This is a genomic window from Actinocrispum sp. NPDC049592 (assembly GCF_040675465.1).
Taxonomy (GTDB): domain Bacteria; phylum Actinomycetota; class Actinomycetes; order Mycobacteriales; family Pseudonocardiaceae; genus Kibdelosporangium.
Genome location: NZ_JBFAPA010000016.1, coordinates 153,495 through 172,488, shown reverse-complemented (window position 1 = coordinate 172,488; position 18,994 = coordinate 153,495). Strand labels below are relative to the sequence as shown.

Sequence of the window (18,994 nt, the reverse complement as noted above, 5' to 3'; positions counted from 1 at the left end):
GGTGATAACCCTCAGTTGACGAGTGTCACAGCCGGTTCGGCGCCTTGATGCCGAGCAGCTCAAGGCCGAGCGTCAGGACGCGCGAGACGAGGGTGATCAACGCCAGCCGCGAGGCCTGCACCGGCGGTTCGGCCTTGAGCACCGGGCAGTTCTCGTAGAACGAGCTCAGCGAGGTGGCCAGGTCGTACAGGTACGTCGTGAGCTTGTGCGGGGCGTACAGCTCGATCGCGGTCTGCACCGCGGCCGGGAACTGGGCCAGCCGCAACGCCAGCGCGCGCTCGGCGGGCTCGGTCAGCGTGATCTCGCCGGGCTCGGCCGTGGCCTTGCGCAGGATGGAGAGGATCCGCGTGTTGGCGTACTGCAGGTAGACGGCCGTGTTGCCGTCCATGGCCAGCATCTTCTCCCAGGAGAACACGTAGTCCTTCTCCCGGTCGTTGGACAGGTCGGCGTACTTCACCGCACCGAGGCCGACCGCGCGGGCCAGCTCGGCGCGCTCCTGCGGGTCCTCGATCTCGCCGCGTTCCTCGACGATCCTGGCCGCGCGCTCGATCGCCTCGGTCAGCAGCTCCATCAGCTTGAGCGAACCGCCCGCGCGGGTGCGGATGGTCTTGCCGTCCTCGCCGAGGATCGAGCCGAACCCGATGTGCACGGCGCTGTGGTCCCCGGTCAGCCAGCCCGCGTCCCGCGAGGCCGCGAAGACCATCTGGAAGTGCTGGGACTGCGGGGTTCCGACGACGTAGAGCAGATCGTCGACGTGCCGTTCGCCGGTCCAGTACCGGACCGTGGCGAGGTCGGTGCTGTGGTAACCGTAGCCGCCGTCGCTCTTGCGCATGATCAACGGCAGCGGCTCGCCCTCGCGGTTGGTGAAACCCGCTGGGAACACACACAAAGCGCCGTCGCTGACCTGGGTCAGTCCTTTGCGCTCGAGCTCTTCGACGGTGTCGGCGAGGTACGGGTTGTAGAAGCTCTCGCCGTACAGGTCGTCGTGCGTGAGCCCGATGCCAAGCAGCTCATAGGCTTTCTCGAAGTGCCGGGTGGACTCGTCGACCAGGTCCTGCCACAGCGCCAAAGTCCGCTCGTCGCCGCCCTGCAGCAGCACCACCCGGCGGCGCGAGCGGTCGGCGAAGTCCGGGTCGGCGTCGAACTTCTTGCGCGCCTCCTGGTAGAACCCGTTGAGGTCGCTGATCTTGTGGTCCGCGCCGGTGCCCTCGTCGAGGAGGTGCTCGATCAGCATGCCGAACGGCGTGCCCCAGTCGCCGAGGTGGTTGTGCGGGATGACCTCGTGGCCCTGGAACCGCAGCAGCCGGGCGATCGCGTCGCCGATGATGGTCGACCGGATGTGCCCGATGTGCATCTCCTTGGCCACGTTCGGGCTGGAGTAGTCGATCGCGATCCGGCGCGGCGACTCGGCGGCCGGCACGCCCAGCCTGCGGTCCGCGAGCAGCGAAACACTGTGCCGCGCAAGGAACTCCGTGCGCAGGGTCAGGTTGACGAACCCGGGGCCGGCCACATCGGGCGTCTCCACCAGGTCATCGGCGTCCAGGGCGGCGACGATCTCCTCGGCCACCTCGCGGGGGTTGCGCCGGCCCAGGCGCTTGGCCAGGCCCATCGCCGCGTTGCACTGGTAGTCCGCACCCGGTCGCGTGGACGGGCGGATCAGCGCCTCGGCCGGAGTGATCTGAAGATCCAGCGCGGTGCGAACCGCGTCCGCCACCCGGCGGCCGAGTTCCTGTCCGATGTCCCCATGCAGCAGCTTTCCCACGTCATCGAGTATCCCAGCGGGCGCTACCGGCTTTGCAGCTGGTCCCAGTGCTCCTGCGCGGCCGGTCGCCATTCCTGGTGCCTGCGGTGGAACAGCTGCGCGGCCTGCTTGCCGCGCCAGTTCTCCGGCAGCAGGTCCGACGGCAGCTGCGGGTCGAGGAACGGGAACCGCCGCCACTCGTGCACCAGCAACGTCTGCGCGTGCAGCACGGCCGGCCCGTCGAGGAGTTCCAGCTCGCTGAACCCGGCGATGAAGTCCTCGTACCGGCGCTCCACTTCGGACAGATCCCAGGCGCGGGCGACCATCGAGCCGACCTCGCCGATGGTGCCGTAGGTGGCCACGAACGACATCGCGCCGCGGGAGAGGTCCAGCGAGTCGAGGATCTCGGCCGCCTCGTCCTGGCGGCTGACGTCCGGCGAGATCCACACGCCCGCCTCCGGTGAGCCGAACCCGGCCCAGGTCAGCCGGGTGCGCAGCCGGTGCCGGAGATCCCTTTTGGACTCCGGCACGGACACCAGCAGGACCAGCCACTGCCCGTCCCACGGCCGTTCCGACTTGCCGAACTCGTAGATCCGGCGGGCGCCCTCGGTGAGCAGCTTGCGGCCGGGCGCGGTGAGCGACCAGCGGACCCGCCGCCCCACCCGGTCGGACTCCATCCAGCCCTCGGCCGCGGTGCGGGCCAGCGCCTGGCGCGCCGACTTCTCCTCGACGTCGAACGTGGCCAGCGTGTCCACCAGCGCGGACGTCCAGACGGGGACTCCGCGTGGCAGGACGTACTCACCGAGTAAGGTCATCAGCAGGGAGCGCGCACTGGTGTGGCTGACCTCCCGGCGCCGGGTGACCACAGGCTTGCTCATCCGCCGGATCGTACAGGATTCCCAATATCCGCCAGGGTTTTGTAGAAAATTAAACTCTCAACGGTTGCCGGACCGGCGTCAGCGCGAGCGCGGCCACGGCCAGCACCTCGGTGAGCAGCATCCCTCGTTCGACCGCGCCCAACGGGATCGCCAGCCACCACCGCGTTCCCGTCACCGGCTGCATGAGCACCGCGCCCAGGATCACCGCGAACCACAGGAACGACAGCACCCCGAGCCACAACGGCCACGGATTGCGGGTCATCCGGCCGACGATGATCGCGGCGAGCGGCAGCGCGACGAACGCCACCACGCTCGCCGTCCGGTGCACCGTCCCGCCCATGCTCGGCCCGATCGCCCAGTTGTTCTTCGGGAACGCCACGATGAGCAGCAGCGACGCGCTCCAGACGGCGATCAGCGCGGACGGTACCGAGATCGGCTTGATCACAGCACGACTGACCAGTGACACGATCACGGCCAGGGAACCGATAGCCAATGCTGTGACCCCGAGGTTGAACACCCACCCGTCCTCCAGCAGCGCGTATTCGCTGATGGTGCGGCGGACGGCGCTCACCTGTGACGAGGGCGGGACGACGTGCAGCACGCCGATCAGCAGGATCGCCAGCGCGACCCCGGCCAGGCCGAGCGTCCTGGCCACCTTCGTCACGGCCATTGGGAGTACCTCCAAGGGGGAGCAGCTGGGACGAACGGACCAACTTGGAAAAGTTCGGCGTGGTTCCCGCCGACACATGTTTGACAGCTTTGAAGAGGGGGTATCCCGCCGCCATGTTTGTCGGCGCCGAAGACCGCATGCTAGGCCCGTTGGTCTGGGTTCACCTGGTCATGTACCGGCCCGTTTTGCTGCCGGACCGGCCAGTCCCGGACGTCGTGCGCGATGTGGAGGACCTGGCCGGGCACATGGCCGACCTCCTCGCGACCGACCCGGCGCAGCAGCCGTCCGCGATCGCGGCGGCCAACCGGGTGCTCGACGCGTGCTGTGAGTTCGTCGAGCGCTGGACCGTGGGCGGCGCCTCGCCGCACGGGTTCCGCGGCGACGTGCTAAGGCTGCGGATGCGACTGGACGTGATCGCCAACCGGCTCGTACCGGCGGATCTCGAACTCGACCGCGTCGCGTCCTGACCCATGCCTGCTGGGGAGCACATCCGCTGGGCCGGCTACCGCAAGGCGCTGGCGGATGTGCCACAGGCGGAGGAGACCGCCCTGGTGGCCTCGGTCCTGACCGACCCGGACCAGGTCATCGCCGAGGCGGCCGTCTCGGAGCACATCGAACGCCGGGCCACCGCGTTGTTGCGCTGCCAGGGTTTCGCCGAGTGGGCGGCCCGCGTGGCGCCGGTCGTCGACGGTCACCCGTTTCTCACCCAACGCCTGCAGGAATGGGCTTTGCTGCGTGCCATCACCCGCACCGAGCCCTGGAGTCCTGCCGCTCTGCTGACGGCGTCCGACTACCTCCAGCGCTTGGTCACCACCCACACCGACTGCCCTGAGGCGTTGACGTTGCTGGCCGAGAGCGGCAAGACCCGCCGCATCCGCACCACGGCGAAGGCCAAGATCTCCTAGGGGGACGTGCAGGCGACGGTGGGGGTTTCGGGGTTGGGGCCGTTGGTGTTGGCGAGGAAGCCGAAGGTCGTGGTGCGGTCGACAGCGGTGTTCCAGGCGGCGGGTTCGACCTTGGTGGTCGAGCCGTCCTGGCTGTAGGTGCCGTTCCAGATCTGCTTCATGCTCTGGCCGCCCGGGAACGTCCAGCTGACGGTCCAGCCCTTCAACGGTTTGGTAGCGCTGTTCTTCACCGTCACCAGGGCTTCGTAGCCGTCCGGCCAGGAGTTCGTGATCTCGTAGACCGCCTCGCAGCCGACGGAGACGGGTGTCGTGGTGGTGGTTGTTGCCGGGGCCAGCAAGCCGGGCTGGCCCGCTTGTTGCTGCGGGGGAGTGCCGCGGACGAGAAGTCCTACGGTCAGACCGGCGCCCACCAACGCGATCGCTGCCGCGGCGGCCAGCAGACGCGTCTTTTTCCTGCGGGGAACGCCTTGCGGCGGCAGGGTTTTGGTGTCGGTGCGGGGCGCGAACACGGGCGGCGGCTTGCCGTTCGCGAGGTGGTCCTGGGCCTGGCGCATGGTCGGGCGTTCGCTCGGGTCGGACCGCAACAGCCACATCAGCAACGGCCCCAGCGAACCCGAGCGGCGCGGCGGGTTGGCGTCCCCTTTGGACACCTTGAGCAGCATGGCGATGGTGTTCTCGTCCATGCCGAACGGCGGAACGCCCTCGGTCGCCGCGTACAAAGTGGACCCGAGCGAGAACACGTCGGACGGGAACCCAGCTGTACCACCGGCTGCGACCTCTGGTGCGAGGTACGCGGGGGTGCCGGCGATGATGCCGGTCTTGGTCACCGACGCGTCGCCGATCGCCTTGGAGATGCCGAAGTCGGTGATCTTCACCGTGCCGTCCGGCGCCAGCAACACGTTGTCCGGCTTGACATCCCGGTGCACGATGCCGGCGTCGTGCGCGGCCGCGAGCGCGGCGGCGACCTGGGCGCCGATCCGCGCGACCTCGTCGGACGGCAGTGCCCCACGCTCGGCGATCACCTCGGACAGGCTCTGCGACGGCAGGTACTCCATCACCAGGCACGGGTGGTCCTCGTGCTCGACCACGTCGTGGATGGCGATCGCGTTGGGGTGCTGGAGCTTCGCGGCCAGCTGCGCCTCGCGCATGACCCGTTGCTCAAGGTCACCACCATCGCTGCCGTTGAACACCGCCTCGAACGACAACAGCTTCACCGCGACGATCCGGTCCAGGCGCTCGTCGCGTGCCTGCCAGACCACACCCATCGCACCCCGGCCGATCCGGCCGACCAGCCGGTAGCGCCCACCGATCAGGTCACCCTTTCCCGTCACAGAACCGATTCTAGGTTCGGCTACGCCATTCGGCAGCGAGGATCGACCAGACCTGCACGTCGTAGCGGGTGCCGTTGAGCGTCCCGAGGTCCCGCAGCACGCCTTCGCAGGTCAGCCCTAGTCGTTGTGCCGCAGCGATACTGGGTTTGTTGTCGACGTTGCAGTACCACTCGACCCGGGACATGCCGCGTGCGCATACCGCCCACTCGATCATCCCGCGCACGGCCGTGGTGACCAGGCCGCGCCCGGTCGCGGAGGGCTCCAGCCAGACCCCGACCTCGCACACGCCGACGCGGGCGTCGAACGTCCGGAACAGCGTTCCGCCGACCAGGGTGCCGTCCAGCCAGATGCCGTAGATCCGGCGGCCGCCCTTCGCCTGGTCGTCGGCGAAGGACTGCAGGAACTCGCGCGCGGTCTGTTCGTCGACGATCGTCGTGCCCCAGGGGATCCACGGCCTGAGGTGGTCCCGGGCGCGGGCGACGTGCTCGGCGAACTCGCCCGCGTTCCACGGCTCCAGTGCCCGCAGCTCGGCCCCCTCGGCGAGGTGGTGTGTCAGCATCCGAACCTCCGTACCAAACGTTTGTTATGTACTCTACCCACATGGCACCCCCTCGCGGCGACCACGAGGCCCGGCGCCGGGACGTCTCCGAGGCGGTCTGGCGCGTGCTGGCGGCGCACGGCTTCGGCCAGCTCACGCTGCGGGCCGTGGCGGCCGAGATGGGCGTGTCCACCGGCCTGCTGACGCACTACTTCCCGACCAAGAAGGCGCTGGTCCGGTACGCGCACGGCATCGCCGAGGAACGCACCCTCGCGCAGCTGCAGCGGGACATCACCGAGGAAGGCCTGCCCGCGCTGCGGTTGGCGCTGCTCGACGTGCTGCCGTTGACCCCCGAGTCGTTCGCGATGAACCGGGTCTGGGTGAGCTTCTGGGACGCGGCCATCGGCGACCCGGAACTCGGCGCGAGCGAGACCGCCCGGTACGAACGCTGGCGCGGCAAGCTGCGCGTCCACGTCGAAGCCGCCGTGAAACTCGGGCAGATGACCGGCGATGTCGACGCGCTCGTCGTCGCGTGTGCCGCCTTCACGCACGGCCTGGTCGTCCAAGCCCTGTTCGACACCGACCGGTTCACCCCCGAACGCCAAACCCAGCTGCTCAACGACTTCCTAGTGAGGACGACACCGTGCCCATCGAAGAACGGCTGACCAGCACCCCCGGCGTGTTCGCGATCCCCGGCCTCGCCCAGGCCGTGGTCACCTCCGGCCGCACCGCGCACATCTCCGGCCAGGTACCGCTGGACGAGGACGGCAACCTCGTCGGCGCCGGCGACCTGCGCGCCCAAGCGACCCAGGCGTTGACCAACCTCGAGCGCGTCGTCAAGCAACTGGGCGCGACCTGGCACGACGTCGTCCGCTTCACCTGGTTCACCACGGATCCCCATGGGGTGCAGACGATCCGGGACGTCCGCGACGAGTTCCTCGGCGACGCACCGAAACCCGGCAGCTCGCTCATCGTGGTAGCGGGTTTGTTCCATCCGGACGTGGTGTTCGAGGTCGAGGCGGTCGTCGCGCTGCCATAACGATGTTCGTGCTGGTGGGCGGCTGGCCCGCGTCGGGCAAGAGCACGGTCGCGGCGGCACTGGGACCCGAGCTGGGCCTTCCGGTGCTGGCCAAGGACGAGATCAAAGAGGCGATGGCGGACGGGCTGGGCCGCCCTTCGACCGTCGCCGAGTCACAGGAACTGGGCCGCGCTGCGGTTCTGGTCGCTTTGCGGGTTGCTTTGCGTTGTCCCGGCGCGGTCATCGACAGCACGTGGTTCGCGTACACGCGACCGCTGGTGGCGGCGCTGCCTGGGCCGATCGTGGAAGTCCGTTGCGTGGTCCCGATCGAGGTCGCCCGGGAGCGGTACTACGCGCGAGCGGCCGAGCGGCATCCCGGCCACCTCGACCTGGACCGGACCACCGAGGAACTGTGGGGTTCGCCGGTACTGCCGTTGGGGGTGGGGCCGGTGGTGGAGGTGGATACCACTGTGCCGGTTGATATCCCGGCCTTGGCGGCGGCGATCCGGTCGCACTGCACTAATGGCGGTAGCACGGACGGCTGGGCGGCGGGTACGCCGGAAGGATGAGAACCGTGTGGCGTGGCACCGTGTCCATCGGGCTGGTGTCGATCGGCGTGCGGGTCGTCGCCGCCACTGAGGACCACGACGTCCGGTTCCGGCACGTGCACCGCTCGGACGGCGGGCAGATCCGGTACCGCCGGGAGTGCGAGGCGTGCCTGGAGGACGTCGACTACACCGATGTCGCGCGCGGCTACGAGCTGGACGACGGCCGCATGGTGCTGCTGGAGAAGAACGACTTCGACTCGTTGCCCAGTGCCGCGGACAAGTCGATGCGCGTGGTGCACTTCGTCCCGGTGCACGAGGTGCATCCGATTTTCTTCCAGCGCAGCTACTATCTGGAGCCCGAGGACAACGCGGTGCACTCGTACGTGTTGCTGCGCCTCGCACTGGAACGCACCCAGCGGATGGCCATCGTGAAGGTCGCCATGCGCCGCCGCGAGATCCTGGCCGCCGTGCACACCCGCGACGACATGCTGATGCTGCACACCATGCTGTGGCCGGACGAGGTGCGGACCCCCGATTTTCCTTTCCTGCAACGAGAGGTGACCGTCAAGCCGCAGGAACTGGCCGCCGCCACGTCCCTGGTGGTGAGCATGGGCGACACGTTCCGCCCCGGCGAGTTCACCGACGAGTACCAGCAGGCCCTCGCCCAGCTCATCGCCGCCCGCACCACCACCGCCCAGCCTCAGCCCATCCCACCCCAGCGTGACGGCGACACGCCGATGGATCTGTTGGAGGCGTTGAGGTTGAGCGTCGAACGCACCCGCTTCGAGGACTAGGGCGCCCGGCCGGTCCTCAAGCGACTCGGTGTGGACAACGAGCAGCAAGCCAGCAGCCGCAAGGAAACACCGTCATCGGCGGTCCATGTGGACGGTGGTTCCCAGCCGGATTTCACGGCCTCGCGGTAGATGTCGTCGGTGTAGATCGCCAGCAGGACCACGTACGGGGTGGGGGTGAGGGCGGCGCGGGCGGTGCGCTCGGCGTCGAGGTGGATCCTGATCGCCTGGACGTGCTGGTCCAGCGCCGCGGCCAGGCCGGGGTCGCGCTCGACCGCCGCTCGGCCGGACTCGAGCCGGGAACGCAACCGGCGGAGCCAGCGACGAGCGGACCACTGGGCGGCGAGGTCCCATATGTTCAACAGCGCGGTCTTCGTTTGTCGGCGGAAAGGGACGGCCGCTCAAACTTACGCTCCAGCGGCCGTCTTTCTCTCACACTGTCTCGGGAACCCGTTCGGGCTGCTCCGTTTGCCCGACGTGGCGGGCGAGTGTCTCACCCTCGACGTCCACGTTCGGGGTAATCCGATCGAGCCAACGGGGGAACCACCATGCCGCCCGGCCGAACAAGGTCATCAGGGCGGGCACGAGGGTCATCCGGATGACGAACGCGTCGATCAGCACCCCGAAGGCGAGCGCGAAGCCCATCGACTTGATCACCGTGTCGTGGGAGAACACGAAACCCATGAACACCGAGGTCATGATGAGGGCGGCCGCTGTGACGACCCGTGCGCTGTGGCCGAACCCGTTCACCACGGCCTGCTTCGGCGTGTCGCCGTGCACGTAGCTCTCCCGCATACCGGACACCAGGAACACCTCGTAGTCCATGGCGAGGCCGAACAGGATCCCGGTCATCAGGATCGGCAGGAAGCTGATGATGGGCGCACCGTGCGTGACGCCGATCAGCGAACCGAGCCAGCCCCACTGGAAGATCGCCACGACCGCGCCGATCGAGGCAGCCACGGTGAGCAGGAACCCGGCGGTCGCCTTGACCGGCACCAGGATCGACCGGAACATGATCGCCAGCAGGATCAGCGACAGCCCCACGATCACGACCAGGTACAGCGGCAACGCGTCCGACAGCTTCTGCGAGACGTCGATGTTCAACGCGGTCTGCCCGGTCACGCCGATCGACGAGCCGGTCTGCGAGTGGATCTCCGGGGTCAGCGACCGCAGCCGCGCGACCAGGTCCTTCGTCTCCTGAGTGGACGGTCCGCTGGCCGGGATCAGCTGCAGCACAGCCGTTGTGCCGTCCTGCGACACACCGGCGGGAACCACCCGGGTCACGTCCTGGACCGTGCTCAGCTTGCCGACGAGGGCACCCATGGCGTTCTGCGGGTTCACCCCGGACGGCAGGTCGGCCACGACGATGAGCGGGCCGCTGAAGCCGGGCCCGAACGCCTCGGTGACCAGCGCGTTCGCCCGCTGCTGCGGGCTGCCCTGTGGCGCGGTGGAGTCGTCCGGCAGGCCGTTCTCCAGCGAGAACGCCGGAATCGCCAGCGCGCCAAGGGAGAGCACGATCAGCACCAGTGCGGTGACCGGCCGCTTGGACACGCCGCGGGCCCAGCGGTAGCCGAAGGCCTCCTTGCTGTCCTCGGCCTTGGCCCGCGCCTTCGCGGACACGATCCGCTTGCCGACGAACCCGAGGATCGCCGGGACCAGCGTCAACGCGATCAGCACGGCGACGGCCACGGTCGCGGCGGCCGCGAGGCCCATCACCGACAGGAACGGAATGCCCACAATGGTCAGCCCGACGAGCGCGATGATCACCGTCAGACCGGCGAAGAACACCGCGCTGCCAGCGGTTCCGATGGCCCGCGCGATCGACTCGTCGACGTCCATTCCGGACAGCACCTGCTTGCGGTGCCGGTGCACGATGAACAGGGCGTAGTCGATGCCCACCGCGAGGCCCAGCATCATCGCCAGCACCGGCGCGGTCGAGGACATGTCGATCACGCTGGTCAGCGCGTACAGCCCACCGATCCCGATGCCCACGCCGACCAGCGCGGTCAGCAGCGGCAGCCCGGCGGCCACCAGCGAGCCGAACGTCAGCACCAGCACCAGGGCGGCGATCAGCACGCCGATGCCCTCGGTGGCGCCGATCGCGACCATCTGGCCGGCGATCTCCTGGCTGTAGGCCACTTCCAGGCCCGCGTTGCCCGCCTGGCCGACCGCGGCCTTGATGGCGTCCTTGGTCTGGTCGGTGACCTCCGGCGGCGACACGGAGAACTGCACCTGGGCCAGGCCGATCCGCTGGTCCGGCGAGATCGCCTTGGTGACCGACGGGCTGAACGCGCCCGCGACCTGCGAGGTCTTGCCGACCTGGGCCATCACGCCGTCGATCAGCGCCTGCGTCTGCGGGTCGGTGATCGTTTTGCCCTGCGGGGCGGCGAACACGATCCGGCCGGACGCGCCGGCGGCCTGTGGCAGCTTGTCCCGCAGGTGGTCCAGGGCCTGCTGGGAGGCGGTGCCCGGGATGGAGAACTGGTTCGTGGTGCTGCCGGACAGACCGATGGCCCCTCCCGCGGCGATGGCCAGGATGAGCAGCCAGACGCCGAGGACGAGTCCCCGGCGGCGTCTCGCGAAGTGCGCGAGCCGATAGAGCAGCTTGGCCACGATCGGGCTCCTTAAAGCTGAGTTTCAGGCGGTTGTGTGGTGAACCGATCAGCGTTGATCAGCCCGATGTAGTGGGATCGAACCCCGTGCGCAGGTAGTGGAACGCCTCGTCTATGAAGCCTTCGACGTCGCTGCCGGGGGTCAGCGCGGCGCAGCCGAACGCCGCGGCGAGCACCGCGAACGTGGCGTGCACCAGCGCGAGCGAGTAGAACCCGGAGCACTGGTCCGAGGTCAGCCGCTCAGCCAGCGCCTCGTGCGCGGCGGTGACCATGTGCTCCCGGTTGGCCAGCTCGTAGGGCACCAGCTCGGGGTACTCCCGGCCGAGCGTCATCGACCTGGTGATCAGCTCCCGGTTCTCGGCGGTGCTGATCAGGGTGGCGACCGCGCGCAGGGACTCGAACACCGGCTCGTCGGCCGGGCGTTCGCGCAGCAGCGCCATCCCGTCCTCGAAGACGAACCCGCCGACCGCGACGACCGCTTCTTCCTTGCGGGTGAAGTAGTTGAAGAAGGTCCGGCGGGAGACTCCTGCCTCAGCGGTCACGTCCTCGACGACGAACCCGTGCAACCCGCGCTGCACGGCCAGCTCCTGCGCGGCGAACCCGAGCGCACGTCGCGTCTCGTGTTTCTTCGCCTCGCGGCCGACCGGTCTGGGTGTCACACGATCAGGCTACGAGTAGTTTTGCCCGGCGTGCAACTTTGCCCGTTGTGCAAGACCTGTGACCTTGATCATGCGTTACGGTGCGTTCGTGGACGTGTTCGACCCGCACGTGTTCGCCCGCGGCCTCCCGCACGAGCAGTTCCGGCAGCTCAGGGACACCGCGCCGGTGTTCTGGCAGGAGGAGCACCCGGTGCTCGACTGGCCCGCCGGGCCCGGCTACTGGGCCGTGACGCGCTACGACGACGTCAAGCACGTCCTGCGTACGCCCGAGGTGTTCTCGTCCTGGCTGGGCGCCACCCAGATCCGCGATCCGCAACCGGCCGATCTGGACTTCATCCGCCGGATGATCCTGAACATGGACCCGCCCGAGCACATGCGGCTGCGCAAGGTCGTCTCCGCGGTGTTCACCCGCCGTCGCCTGGAACGGTCGACCGAGCAGATCACCTTGCGGGCACAGGCTTTGCTCGACGCGGTGGCGTCTCGCGGGTCGTGCGACCTGCCGGTGGACGTGACCGACGACTTCCCGCTGGCCAACCTCGCCGACCTGCTCGGCGTGCCGATGGCCGACCGGAACCTGTTGCTGCGCTGGACGAACCGCGTGATCGGCTACCAGGACCCGGAGCACGCCGAGGTGCTGCGGGACCCGTCCGGCAAGCCGGTCAACCCGCGGTCACCGGCCGCGCTGGCGGACATGTTCGGTTACGCCAGCGAACTGGCCGCGTACAAGAAGGACAACCCCGGCGACGACCTGATGACCGCGCTGGTCAACGCTTCCGTGGACGGCCGTTCGCTGGACGACGCCGAGCTGCGGATGTTCTTCTTCCTGGTGGTGATCGCGGGCAACGACACCGTTCGCAGTGCGTTGCCCGGCGGTGTGCTGGCTCTGGTCGAGCACCCGGCCGAGTACGCGCGGTTGCGGGACGATCTCTCGTTGCTGCCCTCGGCGGTGGAGGAGGTGCTGCGCTGGCATCCGCCCGTGCTCTCGTTCCGCCGCACGGCCACTCGGGACGCGGTGCTGGGATCGCAGGAGATCCGGGCGGGCGACAAAGTGGTCGTGTACCACGCTTCCGCGCACTACGACGAGCGGCAGTTCCCGGACCCGTTCCGGTTCGACATCACCCGGTCACCGAACGACCACATCGCGTTCGGCCAGGGGCCGCACCTGTGCCTTGGCGCCCACTTTGGACGGTTGCAGCTGCGGATCTTCTTCCGGGAGTTCCTGACCCGGCTGCCAGTGGTTCAGCTCGCGGGGCCGCCGGTCCGGCTGACGTCGAACTTCATCAACGGAATCCTGCACCTGCCGCTCAGCTGGTGACCTCGGCCAGTACGGCGTCGCTGAGCACCGGCCACACCTCGGCCGCCCATTCGCCGAACGCGCGGTCGGTCAGGGCGACGCAGGCGATGCCGGCGACCGGGTCGACCCACAGGAACGTACCCGACTGTCCGAAGTGGCCGAACGTCTCCGGCGAGTTGTTCTTGCCGGTCCAATGTGGACTCTTGTGGTCCCGGATGGAGAAGCCCAAGCCGAAGTCGTTGGGTTTCTGGAAACCGAACCCGGGCAGCACTCCGTTGAGGCCGGGGAACACGACGTGGGTCGCCTCGTCGAACAGCTCCCGCGAGATGAGACGTGGCGCGAGCAGCTCGGCGGCGAACTTGGCCAGATCGGCGACGGTCGACTCGCCCGCGTGCGCGGCGCTGCCTTTGAGTGTCGTGTTCGTCATGCCCAGCGGGCCGAACACGGCCTCGGCGAGGTAGGCGTTGAACGGGATGCCCGAGGACTGCTGGACGGCCTCGGCGAGCGCCTCGAAGCCCTTGTTGGAGTAGATCCGTTTGGTGCCCGGCTGGGCCTGGATCTTGTCCTCCTGCATGGCCAGCCCGGACGCGTGGGCGAGCAGGTGGCGGATCGTCGACCCCTCCGGCCCGGCCGGCTCGTCCAGCTCGACCGCGCCCTCCTCGACGGCGATCAGGGCCGCGTAGGCGGTCAGTGGCTTGGTGACCGACGCCAGCGGGAACACCCGGTGCACATCGCCCCGGGTGCCCAGCTGCCGGCCTTGCCGCCCGACGACCCCCACCGCGACGTTGTCGACGGGCCACTCGTCCACCAGTTCCAAGCTCCGCATGGCAGAGACGTTAGCCGGGCGGGACGCCTCGTGTCCCACCCGGCCGATCGCTACTTGGCCGACCCGAGGCAGATCGTGGTCGGCGGCTCGGGGAAGGTCATGGCGATACCGTCGTCACCGCAGAGCTTCTCGTCGGCCTTGCCGGTGTCCACCTTGGTGACCTTGACGACCTTGCTGCCACCGTTGCCGCAGGCGGTCTTCGGGTACGACATGTCCGAGCTGGCCATGTCGTAGCAGGCGCCCTCGGCGAGCTTGGGCACCAGGCACAGCTTGGTGGACGGCGCGTTGCGCCCGGTCAGCGTGAACTCGTCGTAGTCACCGCCGCACGAGGCCGACGTCGAGGACAGCGCCTTGCCAACGGTGTGCGTGACCTCGGCCGAGCCGCAGTCGACCTTCTTGTAGTCCGGTTTGGACTCGGTGCCGGACACGTGCGCGCAGTCACCCGCCTTGGCCTGCGCGACATCGCTCGTGAAGTAGTTGAAGGCGTAGACCCCCGCGCCCACCACGACGATCGCGATCAGGCTGATCAGCCAGCGCGGGAAGCCCTTCTTGCGCTTGGGTTGCGCGGCGCCCTGCGGCCACTGGCCCTGACCGGGCGGCGGCGGCAGCTGGCCGACCGGCTGCCCCTGGGGCGGTGGCGGCATCATCGGCTGCTGCGGATACCCCTGCGGCGGCGCGATGGGCGGCGGCGGTTGCTGACCGTACGGCTGCCCCTGGGGCGGCTGTAACGGCGGGTTCGGAGCGGACATTTCGGACTCTCCCCTTCCTGGACAACAGGACCGGACGCGCACTGTAGAACACATACCGGACACCGTTGCGATGGGGGTCGCATTCCCGATGGGGAGCGCCGATCCGCTGTTGCCCCAAGGGTTTTTCCACCGCCGCGGGAAGCACATCGCCCGCGGCGGCTCCGGCACCGGCTAGCTCACGGTTTCCTCGGCGTCCAGGTGGGTGGCGATCAGCCTCAGGAGGAGGTCGTTGTTGACGGGTTTGGTGACGTAGTCGTTGGCGCCGGCGGCGAGGGTGCGTTCGCGGTCCTCGGGCATGGCCTTGGCGGTCACGGCGATGACGGGAAGGTCCTTGTGGGACGACATTTCGCGGATGGCGCTGATGGTGGCGTTGCCGTCGAGCTCGGGCATCATGACGTCCATCAGGACGAGGGCGATGTCCTTGTACTGCTCCAAAGCGCGCACGCCGGCCACGCCGTTGTCCGCGTAGACGACGTCGAGGCCGTGTTGTTCCAGCATTGCGGTGAGGGCAAAGACGTTCCGGAGGTCGTCGTCGACGATCAGGATCTTCTCGCCGTGGAAGCGGGCGATCGCCGGTGACTCGTCGGTCTCGTCGGTGGCCTCGATCTGCGGGATCGAGGGGCGGATCACGTCCTGGGCGTTGGAGACCGGGAGGTACAGCGTGAATGTGCTGCCGGCGCCCGGTTCGCTGGTGACGTGCAGCTCGCCGCCCAGCAGTTGAGTCAGTTCCCGGCTGATCGACAGGCCCAGGCCGGTGCCGCCGTACTTGCGGCTCGTCGTGCCGTCGGCCTGCTGGAACGCCTCGAAGATCACCGCGAGTTTGTCCGGGGCGATGCCGATTCCGGTGTCCTCAACCACGAACGCGACGACAGCCGGGGCTGTGCGCAGCGCGGTCGTGTGGGTGACGGCGGGGTCGGCGAGGGTGATGCGCAGCCGGACGCTGCCCTCGTGGGTGAACTTCACCGCGTTGGACAACAGGTTCCGCAGGATCTGCTGCAACCGGTGCTCGTCGGTGTACAGCGTCCCCGGCACCGGCGGCTCGACGACGACCGAGAAGTCCAGGCCCTTCTCGGTGGTCAGCGGGCGGCACAACGACTCCACGTAGCTGACCAGCTCGGGCAGCGCGGTGTCGGTCTTGTGCGGCTCCAGGTGCCCCGCCTCCACTTTGGTCAGATCGAGGATGTCGTCGATCAGCTGCTGCAGGTCGCTGCCCGCGGAGAAGATCGTCTTGGCGAACTCGCGCTGTCGCGGCGTGAGGTTGCCCTCCAGGTTGTCCGCCAGCAGCTTCGCCAGGATCAGCGCGCTGTTCAACGGGGTCCGCAGCTCGTGCGACATGTTCGCCATGAACTCGGACTTGTACTTCGACGCCGTCGCCAGCTGCCGCGCGCGGTCCTCCAGCTCCTGGCGCGCCTGCTCGATCTCCGAGTTCTTCACCTCGATGTCCCGGTTCTGCCGGGCCAAAAGCGCCGCCTTCTCGGCCAGCTCGGTGTTCGACTTCTGCAGCTCGTCCTGCTGGGCCTGCAACTGCTCGGACCGCGCCCGCAGCTCCCGGGTCAGCCGCTGCGACTCGGCCAGCAGCGTCTCCGTGCGGGTGTTGGCGAGCAACGTGTTCATGTTGACGCCGATGGTCTCCTTCAACTGCTCCAACAGGTCGTGGTGCACCGAGGTGAACTCGTTGACCGACGCCAGCTCGATCACGCCGAGAACCTGACCCTCGAACAGGATCGGCAGCACGATGACGTTCTTCGGCGCGGCGGAGCCAAGTCCGGACGACACCCGGATGTACTCCGGCGGAGCGGCGGTGATCAGCAGCGTCCGCTTGTCCACCGCGGCCTGCCCGACCAGCGACTCACCCAGCGCGAACCGGACCGTGCCGTTGGCCTCCGCGCGTCCGTAGCTCGCGATCCGCTTGAGCCACACCGAATCGTCGGCCGTCTCGGCCAGGAACACCGCGCCGTACTGGGCCCGCACCAACGGCGACAGCTCGCTCAGGATGAGCGACGCCACCGCGCCCAGGTCCCGGTGGCCCTGCATCAGACCGGCGATCCGGGCCAGGTTGGTCTTCAGCCAGTCCTGTTCCTCGTTGGTGCGCGTGGTCTCCTTGAGCGTCAGGATCATCTGGTTGATGTTGTTCTTCAGGTCGGCCAGCTCACCGGACGCGTCCACGGTGATCTGCCGGGTCAGGTCGCCGGCGGTCACGGCGGTGGCGACCGCGCCGATCGCGCGCACCTGAGTGGTCAGGTTGCCTGCCAGCTGGTTCACGTTCTCAGTCAGCCGCTGCCAGGTCCCGGACACGTCGACGACGTTCGCCTGACCGCCGAGCTTGCCCTCGGTACCCACCTCACGGGCCACCCGCGTGACCTCGTCGGCGAACGACGACAGCCGGTCCACCATGGTGTTCAGCGTGTTCTTCAGCTCGAGGATCTCGCCGCGGGCGTTGACGTCCATCTTCTTCGACAGGTCACCGTTGGCCACCGCGGTCGTCACCTGGGCGATGTTGCGCACCTGAGTGGTGAGGTTCTCGGCCATCACGTTGACGTTGTCGGTCAGCTCTTTCCACGTACCCGCCACGTTCGGCACGCGCGCCTGACCGCCCAGCGTGCCCTCGGTACCCACCTCGCGCGCCACCCGGGTCACCTCGTCACCGAACGCGCGCAGCGTGTCGACCATACCGTTCATGGTGTCCGCCAGCTGGGCGACCTCGCCCTTGGCGTCGACGTTGATCTTCTTGCCCAGGTCGCCGTTGGCCACCGCGATGGCGACCGTGGCGATCGACCGCACCTGAGTGGTGAGGTTCTCGGCCATCACGTTGACGTTGTCGGTCAGGTCCTTCCAGGTACCCGCGACGCCTCGCACCTGAGCCTGGCCGCCCAGCTTGCCTTCGGTGCCCACCTCACGGGCCACCCGGGTGACTTCGTCGGCGAAGGCGGAGAGCTGATCGACCATGGTGTTCATGGTGTTCTTCAGCTCGAGGATCTCGCCGCGGGCGTCGACGTTGATCTTCTGGGTGAGGTCACCGCGCTGGACGGCGGTCGTCACCTGGGCGATGTTGCGGACCTGGTCGGTGAGGTTGCCGGCCATGAAGTTCACCGAGTCGGTGAGGTCTCGCCACGTTCCGGCGACCCCGGGAACCTGCGCCTGGCCGCCCAGCCGCCCATCGCTACCGACTTCACGCGCCACTCGGGTGACTTCGTCGGCGAAGGCGGAGAGCTGATCGACCATCGTGTTCAGCGTGCTCTTCAGCTCCAGGATCTCGCCCCGGGCGTCCACGTTGATCTTCTGGGTGAGGTCACCGCGCTGGACGGCGGTCGCCACCTGGGCGATGTTGCGGACCTGGTCGGTGAGGTTGCCGGCCATGAAGTTCACCGAGTCGGTGAGGTCTCGCCACGTTCCGGCGACCCCGGGAACCTGCGCCTGACCACCGAGGATGCCCTCGGTGCCGACCTCGCGGGCGACTCGGGTGACTTCGTCGGCGAAGGCGGAGAGCTGATCGACCATCGTGTTCAGCGTGTTCTTCAGCTCGAGGATCTCGCCCCGGGCGTCGACCGTGATCTTCTGCGTCAGGTCACCACGGGCCACAGCGGTCGCCACGGTCGCGATCGACCGCACCTGGGTGGTCAGGTTCTCGGCCATGACGTTGACGTTGTCGGTCAGGTCGCGCCAGATCCCGGCGACCCCCGGGACCTGCGCCTGACCGCCCAGCTGGCCCTCGGTGCCGACCTCGCGGGCGACTCGGGTGACTTCGTCGGCGAAGGCGGAGAGCTGGTCGACCATCGTGTTGAGGGTGTTCTTCAGCTCGAGGATCTCGCCGCGCGCGCTGACGACGATCTTCTGGGTCATGTCACCCCGCGCGACCGCCGTCGCCACACGGGCGATGTCACGCACCTGATTGGTGAGGTTGCCGGCCATGAAGTTCACCGAGTCGGTGAGGTCCCGCCACAGGCCCGCGGCGCCGGGGACCTGGGCCTGACCACCCAGGATGCCCTCGGTGCCGATCTCCTTGCCGACCCGGGTGACCTCGGTGGCGAACAACGACAGCTGTTCGACCATGCCGTTGACGGTGTGCCCGAGCTCGAGGAAGTCGCCGGTGAGCTGGTGGCCGCTGACCTCCAGCGCCATCCGCCGGGTCAGGTCACCCTCCGCGACCGCGGCGAGCACCCGGTTGAGCTCCAGCGTTGGCCGGGACAGGCTGTCGATCAGCTCGTTGACCACGTTCGTGGCGACCGCCCAGCCGCCTTCGCCCTCGACCTTGCGCAGCCGTTCGTGCAGCGCACCCTCGGCCGCCACGCTGTCGCGCACCCGCAGCAGCTCGTTGACCAGCTGCTGGTTGCGTTCGGCGATCTCGTTGAACGCGGCCGCCAGACGCGCGGTCCGGCCGTCACCCTTGGTGACGATCCGGCGGCGGAAGTTGCCCTCGCGCAGGTCCTCCATCGC

General features: G+C 68.5%; 18 protein-coding genes. 7 read left to right on the top strand and 11 right to left on the bottom strand.

Annotated elements, in window-relative coordinates; translation table 11 throughout:
• Positions 1 to 25: 25 nt before the first annotated feature.
• The 3 genes from argS to AB0J95_RS34305 all read right to left on the bottom strand — a co-directional run bounded on the left by argS (position 26) and on the right by AB0J95_RS34305 (position 3,289).
• Positions 26 to 1,753, bottom strand: coding sequence for an arginine--tRNA ligase (gene argS / locus AB0J95_RS34315; RefSeq protein WP_364767808.1), 1,728 nt, complete (start codon positions 1,751 to 1,753; stop codon positions 26 to 28).
• Positions 1,754 to 1,785: 32 nt separating this feature from the next.
• Complete coding sequence (locus tag AB0J95_RS34310) at positions 1,786 to 2,556, bottom strand: PaaX family transcriptional regulator C-terminal domain-containing protein (RefSeq protein WP_364767806.1); 771 nt, start codon at positions 2,554 to 2,556, stop codon at positions 1,786 to 1,788.
• A gap of 112 nt (positions 2,557 to 2,668) precedes the next feature.
• Complete coding sequence (locus tag AB0J95_RS34305; protein ID WP_364767427.1) at positions 2,669 to 3,289, bottom strand: DUF998 domain-containing protein; 621 nt, start codon at positions 3,287 to 3,289, stop codon at positions 2,669 to 2,671.
• A gap of 149 nt (positions 3,290 to 3,438) precedes the next feature.
• Between AB0J95_RS34305 and AB0J95_RS34300 the strand changes: the two genes are divergently transcribed.
• The gene (locus tag AB0J95_RS34300; RefSeq protein WP_364767424.1) at positions 3,439 to 3,756 is read left to right on the top strand and encodes a hypothetical protein; all 318 of its coding nucleotides are present in this window, start codon (positions 3,439 to 3,441) and stop codon (positions 3,754 to 3,756) included.
• 3 nt (positions 3,757 to 3,759) lie between these two features.
• A complete protein-coding gene (locus AB0J95_RS34295) occupies positions 3,760 to 4,194 on the top strand; it encodes a hypothetical protein (protein ID WP_364767421.1) in 435 nt (144 codons plus the stop codon).
• Here AB0J95_RS34295 and AB0J95_RS34290 read toward each other — a convergent pair.
• Complete coding sequence (locus AB0J95_RS34290) at positions 4,191 to 5,525, bottom strand: protein kinase (protein ID WP_364767418.1); 1,335 nt, start codon at positions 5,523 to 5,525, stop codon at positions 4,191 to 4,193. The two genes, AB0J95_RS34295 and AB0J95_RS34290, sit on opposite strands and share 4 nt — an antisense overlap.
• Before the next feature lie 10 nt (positions 5,526 to 5,535).
• The gene (locus AB0J95_RS34285; RefSeq protein ID WP_364767415.1) at positions 5,536 to 6,084 is read right to left on the bottom strand and encodes a GNAT family protein; all 549 of its coding nucleotides are present in this window, start codon (positions 6,082 to 6,084) and stop codon (positions 5,536 to 5,538) included.
• A 41-nt stretch (positions 6,085 to 6,125) separates the two neighbouring features.
• Between AB0J95_RS34285 and AB0J95_RS34280 the strand changes: the two genes are divergently transcribed.
• Genes AB0J95_RS34280 through AB0J95_RS34265 form a run of 4 tightly spaced genes read left to right on the top strand, consistent with a single transcriptional unit; the run spans position 6,126 to position 8,423 of the window.
• The gene (locus AB0J95_RS34280) at positions 6,126 to 6,728 is read left to right on the top strand and encodes a TetR family transcriptional regulator C-terminal domain-containing protein (RefSeq protein WP_364767412.1); all 603 of its coding nucleotides are present in this window, start codon (positions 6,126 to 6,128) and stop codon (positions 6,726 to 6,728) included.
• Positions 6,707 to 7,102, top strand: coding sequence for a RidA family protein (locus AB0J95_RS34275; RefSeq protein WP_364767409.1), 396 nt, complete (start codon positions 6,707 to 6,709; stop codon positions 7,100 to 7,102). Before AB0J95_RS34280 ends, AB0J95_RS34275 begins: the two co-directional genes overlap by 22 nt.
• 2 nt (positions 7,103 to 7,104) lie before the next feature.
• Entirely contained in the window at positions 7,105 to 7,650 is a 546-nt protein-coding gene (locus tag AB0J95_RS34270; RefSeq protein ID WP_364767406.1) for an AAA family ATPase, read from the top strand.
• Complete coding sequence (locus AB0J95_RS34265) at positions 7,647 to 8,423, top strand: Ku protein (RefSeq protein ID WP_364767403.1); 777 nt, start codon at positions 7,647 to 7,649, stop codon at positions 8,421 to 8,423. The genes AB0J95_RS34270 and AB0J95_RS34265 overlap by 4 nt, the downstream gene beginning before the upstream one ends.
• Here the strand turns inward: AB0J95_RS34265 and AB0J95_RS34260 are convergent.
• The 3 genes from AB0J95_RS34260 to AB0J95_RS34250 form a co-directional block, all read right to left on the bottom strand.
• Positions 8,420 to 8,782 carry a DUF6401 family natural product biosynthesis protein gene (locus tag AB0J95_RS34260; RefSeq protein WP_364767400.1) on the bottom strand — a complete coding sequence of 121 codons (363 nt, stop codon included), beginning with the start codon at positions 8,780 to 8,782 and terminating at the stop codon, positions 8,420 to 8,422. The genes AB0J95_RS34265 and AB0J95_RS34260 overlap by 4 nt on opposite strands.
• Before the next feature lie 70 nt (positions 8,783 to 8,852).
• Positions 8,853 to 11,033: an MMPL family transporter gene (locus AB0J95_RS34255; protein ID WP_364767397.1), complete on the bottom strand. Its 2,181-nt coding sequence runs from the start codon at positions 11,031 to 11,033 to the stop codon at positions 8,853 to 8,855.
• 58 nt (positions 11,034 to 11,091) lie between these two features.
• Positions 11,092 to 11,691: a TetR/AcrR family transcriptional regulator gene (locus AB0J95_RS34250; RefSeq protein ID WP_364767394.1), complete on the bottom strand. Its 600-nt coding sequence runs from the start codon at positions 11,689 to 11,691 to the stop codon at positions 11,092 to 11,094.
• Between the two features lie 88 nt (positions 11,692 to 11,779).
• Between AB0J95_RS34250 and AB0J95_RS34245 the strand changes: the two genes are divergently transcribed.
• A complete protein-coding gene (locus tag AB0J95_RS34245; RefSeq protein ID WP_364767391.1) occupies positions 11,780 to 13,006 on the top strand; it encodes a cytochrome P450 in 1,227 nt (408 codons plus the stop codon).
• Here the strand turns inward: AB0J95_RS34245 and AB0J95_RS34240 are convergent.
• The 3 genes from AB0J95_RS34240 to AB0J95_RS34230 all read right to left on the bottom strand — a co-directional run bounded on the left by AB0J95_RS34240 (position 12,996) and on the right by AB0J95_RS34230 (position 18,991).
• The gene (locus AB0J95_RS34240) at positions 12,996 to 13,811 is read right to left on the bottom strand and encodes a serine hydrolase domain-containing protein (protein ID WP_364767388.1); all 816 of its coding nucleotides are present in this window, start codon (positions 13,809 to 13,811) and stop codon (positions 12,996 to 12,998) included. The genes AB0J95_RS34245 and AB0J95_RS34240 overlap by 11 nt on opposite strands.
• Positions 13,812 to 13,861: 50 nt before the next feature.
• Complete coding sequence (locus AB0J95_RS34235) at positions 13,862 to 14,560, bottom strand: hypothetical protein (RefSeq protein WP_364767385.1); 699 nt, start codon at positions 14,558 to 14,560, stop codon at positions 13,862 to 13,864.
• Positions 14,561 to 14,731: 171 nt separating this feature from the next.
• Positions 14,732 to 18,991: a HAMP domain-containing protein gene (locus AB0J95_RS34230; protein ID WP_364767804.1), complete on the bottom strand. Its 4,260-nt coding sequence runs from the start codon at positions 18,989 to 18,991 to the stop codon at positions 14,732 to 14,734.
• Between the last annotated feature and the right edge of the window lie 3 nt (positions 18,992 to 18,994).